This window comes from Prevotella sp. HJM029, from assembly GCF_000599605.1.
GTDB lineage: Bacteria > Bacteroidota > Bacteroidia > Bacteroidales > Bacteroidaceae > Prevotella.
The window spans coordinates 1-4,009 of the sequence record NZ_AZHT01000021.1; the positions used below are offsets into that span (position 1 = coordinate 1).

The 4,009-nt window shown below is 41.6% G+C and carries 3 protein-coding genes and 1 pseudogene; 1 reads left to right on the forward strand and 3 read right to left on the reverse strand.

All coding sequences use genetic code 11. From position 1 onward, the window contains the following. Window positions 1-212: 212 nt before the first annotated feature. Window positions 213-509 (forward strand): annotated as a pseudogene (locus X919_RS17395) (M23 family metallopeptidase); the annotation flags it as partial. 65 nt (window positions 510-574) lie between these two features. Here X919_RS17395 and X919_RS0102195 read toward each other — a convergent pair. From X919_RS0102195 to X919_RS0102205, 3 genes are read right to left on the reverse strand one after another with little or no spacing between them, the layout of a single operon-like run. Further along, on the reverse strand, window positions 575-1,621 hold the full coding sequence (locus tag X919_RS0102195; RefSeq protein ID WP_028898847.1) for a site-specific integrase: 1,047 nt from the start codon (window positions 1,619-1,621) through the stop codon (window positions 575-577). Between the two features lie 5 nt (window positions 1,622-1,626). Then, window positions 1,627-2,625, reverse strand: a complete 999-nt coding sequence (locus X919_RS0102200; protein WP_051502370.1) for a tyrosine-type recombinase/integrase — start codon at window positions 2,623-2,625, stop codon at window positions 1,627-1,629. After that, on the reverse strand, window positions 2,606-3,838 hold the full coding sequence (locus tag X919_RS0102205) for a tyrosine-type recombinase/integrase (protein WP_036916756.1): 1,233 nt from the start codon (window positions 3,836-3,838) through the stop codon (window positions 2,606-2,608). The genes X919_RS0102200 and X919_RS0102205 overlap by 20 nt, the downstream gene beginning before the upstream one ends. Window positions 3,839-4,009: the final 171 nt, after the last annotated feature.

The following is a 4,009-nucleotide window of genomic DNA, read 5'->3' on the forward strand; positions in this document are numbered from 1 at the left end:
ATCCGTATTATCTAAAGACAAACATTATCCAAAGATTCACGGAAGAATTCGTTGAGGATGAGGATGTTGAAGCAATTACAAATGGTGTTCCTTATGATAATAATGAGGGCGTAAGGCCCTATTTCTGCACATTGTCTCAGAGTCAAGCTCACCAGAGAATTGCATCATTCCCCTTGCATACTATAAAAATATCCTCCAAATTTGGATATAGAATGGACCCTTTTACAAAAAAGAGAAGGTTGCATAATGGCATAGACTTGAGAGCCAGCATTGGAACAGAAACATTTGCTATGCTGCCAGGAATAATCACCACAATCGGTAGAGACAGATCTCGTGGCAATTATGTTATAATAAGACACGGCAACTATGTGGTCACTTATTGCCATTTGTCAAGGATTCTTGTGAGACAAGGGCAAATGGTGGAACCAGGTGAAGCGGTCGGACTTGTTGGTTCAACTGGTCGCTCCACCGGCCCCCATTTACATCTTATGCTACATAGGGGAAAGCAATTGCTTAACCCTCAGATTCTTTTGGACTGCATCTGGAGGATTTTAGTTACATTGGCTGATTGTGGTCAGCGTGGATGTATGCCTAGACTTTTCAGCCATTCTCTTAGCGATTTGTTGGTTTCCCAAGAAGGCGGTGTCTGTCTGTCCGTGTCAGGTATGACATCCTTGTACGCAGCCTCAAGAGCCTCCCTCTTCTGCTTTGAGTCTGCACGGGCGTAGATTTCTGTTGTCATGATTGAAACATGTCCCAGAATATCCCGTATGTAAACCAAATTCACCCCTGCTTGAAGCAGATGCATGGCTTTACTATGGCGAAGGCAATGTGGTGATAAGCGTTCTGGAATCAAATCCGGGTTCTGCTCATGGGCTTGGGTCACGTACTTCATTAGTAGGTATGTGACTCCAGCACCCGTTAGTTTGCTTCCATTGCGATTCTTGAACAAAGGTTCTGTTTGGCACTCCTCCCTGTTAAGTTTGTTCTCGCTTATGTAATGCTGTAAGATGCAGACTTGCTTGTCTTGAATAGGAACGGCCCGGCTCTTGTTCCCCTTTCCTTGTAGAATTAGATACGCAGGTGATTCCAAGTGCAGATCACATGGTCGCAATGACACCAGTTCCTGTACACGAGCACCTGTATCGTACAACAATGCAAGCATAGCAAGGTTTCTTCTACTGGTAATGCTATCTGTCGGGACCTGGGATAAAAGAAGTTTCACACCTTCTACCGAAAGATATAACATCGGTTTTGGATGTGCCTTCTTAAACTTTATCGATAATATTTCTTGCCATCGGTCTATGTGTGTTATGTCTGAATGTTGCAAATACCGACAAAGGGAATGTATTGCAGCCAACCTTTGGTTGCGTGTCAGTACGGTCACGCCTTTTGTGTCTTCTATCCACGCAAGAAAACCAAGAACATTCACTTTGACAAGGGATGCAGTCGAAAGGTTGTGAGGCTTAATGCCTTTCTTTCGTTCCATATAATCGATATAAGAGACGAATGTGTTCGCATAGGAACGTATTGTATGCGGGCTTGCTCCTCGTTCTACTGACAGATATGAAGAAAAGAATGAGCCGATATGCTTTGCTAATGGCGATTCTGTCTGTTTCATAATTGTTAAATTGTTGAGATTGTTGGGAAAATATACTCTGAAATTGTTGATGTAGCATCCGAGATATGTGGATAAATCTGATTGGTTATTCTCACATAACACTCTGTGTCACTTACACATTTGTGCCCAAGTGCTACAGATAATATAGGTAAGCAACAATGCATGTCCATACCATCCTTTGCCAGTCTGTCAAGAACATGAGCGGCAAAGGTATGTCTAAGGTCATGTATTCTGGGCCCAACCTTTGGGACATAGTTGATTTCGCACGCTTCAAGGATTTTGAGGAACCAATGTCTTGCACTCCTTCCTGTCAGCGGACTTCCGTTCAATGAGATAAGAAACGGATTCTGTGGCTCGTTTATGTCAGATAACGGCAACTTGTTCCGTTTGGCTAGATATTGCGTAAGGACTCCATACAGAGAATTTGTAATAGGGAGTTGCCTATCTCTTTTGTTCTTTGTATCCCGTATAAGGATGATGCGGGATGACATATTCACATCGCTGTTAACTATACTACAAGCTTCTCCGATTCTCATTCCCGTAGAATACAGCAACCTTAGAAGTACAGGGATGGAGAAAACACTACATCTGAATGTCCGTCTCAAAAATATAAGTTTATCTGCAGCCTCGAATATTCTCCTCAGTTCTTCTTCAGAGAAAATATATGGCACATATAAATTCTTAGGCTTACGTGGATAAACCGGAATGTAACAAGGAATACCAAGCCTTGCCATATAACGAAGAAATTGCCCAACAACACAGATTTTCAAGTAGATGGTAGTCGCTGCCTTACCTATCAATCTTCTCCTCCATACCTCAAAGTCTGATTGCTTAACACAAACAGATGGTAGTTTTTCCCGTGAGAAAAATCTGTCAAAATCACGCAGAGTCGACAGGTAGCATTTTGCATCTGAACCTGCCGTTTCCTTTGTTTCCAGAAAACGTAATATATACGGAGATAAGATACTCTTAAAATCATCATCCTTATATGAAGAATGTACCATTCTGCTGCTCATAGAAATCTTCTTTAACTGGTGGAACATCAAGCATACAGAGGCTTATCTCCTGTATGTCAATACGCAAATAGTTCATTGTAACATCTTGACCAGAATGACCAAGTGACTCAGATATTACAGGAATGCCGACTCCCTGTTCAAGCATCCTGCTTGCCAGCGAGAATCGCATGGAGTGTGGACCATGTTTACGTCCAGCATTGTCAATACCACTTTTCTGGATAACATTTGAAATCAATCGCCCTGCTCCTGTTCTGCTCATTTTCGTGATTGGAGGCGTATGAGTGACAAAAATTTCTTCAAGCTCACATTCAGGACGTACTTTCAAGTAGGATATAATGGCTTCTCCTACATCTTTAAGCAAGGGAAGTTCTATCGGCTTGTCTGTCTTTGCCTGCCTTAGCTGTATTAGAGATCTGTCCCAATCTATATTTGCATATTTCAGCCCAATTATGTCAGAAATGCGCAGGCCAAGCCTTGAAGCCAAAAGAAGCATGGCATATGTACGTTTGCCTATGCCTCCACTTCTATTCACTGATGATTCTATTATCCCCACTTCTTCCATGGAGTAGGTTGAAGGCATCCTCTCCCGTACGGGTTGATGGATGAACTCAAATAAATAGGAGAAACTGGGAAACTCTGGATGGGACTTGTCAATGAACTCATAAAACTGACGCATGACACTATGTCGTGACCTGTTAGACTCTCTTGCTCCCAAAAACTCAAGAACGTCACTTTCCGATATTTGAGCAACATCATCCTTCCCTTTTATATTCAAAGACAATACGAAATAGGATAATAGCCGTCTATAATTGTCAATCGTCGGCAACATACATCGCTGGGATAATTTGTAATCAATGAAATCTTGTGCAACTGTCCAAATCCCGTTAGAAAAGAACGGAATGGTAGAACGTTTGGCATGCTTCGGAATTTCACCAGTTGTCACGAATGCGTCAATAATGCGGACACTCCGCTTGAATCTTCGCTGAGAGGCTGGGGACAGGGACGGAAGCATTTCCATGAGGAATCTCCTCCCCAGTTCTGAATCATAAACACTTGTGCCGTTTTTTACGAGGAACGGCTTCAGATGAAGTTTCCATCGTACCACATGGGTACTGATACAGCCCTGAGAATATCCTGATTCATTCATCTTCTCAGAGCATTTGACAATCAGGTTGTCAATAGCGTAGTCTTTTGCATCCATAATTCTGTTTATTAAGAATGGTTATACCATATTATAATAACGGAAACTACGCTTGATTTTATGTGATTCTTTACATATTATCACGAGTAATTATCAAAACTAAAGATGTTAATCAAATAGTTACAATGAAATTTATGGCAATCTTTGGATAATGTTTGTCTTTAGATAATA

Coding starts and splice junctions, on each gene's coding strand:
- X919_RS0102195 (WP_028898847.1), bottom strand. CDS start 1,621: ATGAAACAGACAGAATCGCCATTAGCAAAGCATATCGGCTCATTCTTT.
- X919_RS0102200 (WP_051502370.1), bottom strand. CDS start 2,625: ATGGTACATTCTTCATATAAGGATGATGATTTTAAGAGTATCTTATCT.
- X919_RS0102205 (WP_036916756.1), bottom strand. CDS start 3,838: ATGGATGCAAAAGACTACGCTATTGACAACCTGATTGTCAAATGCTCT.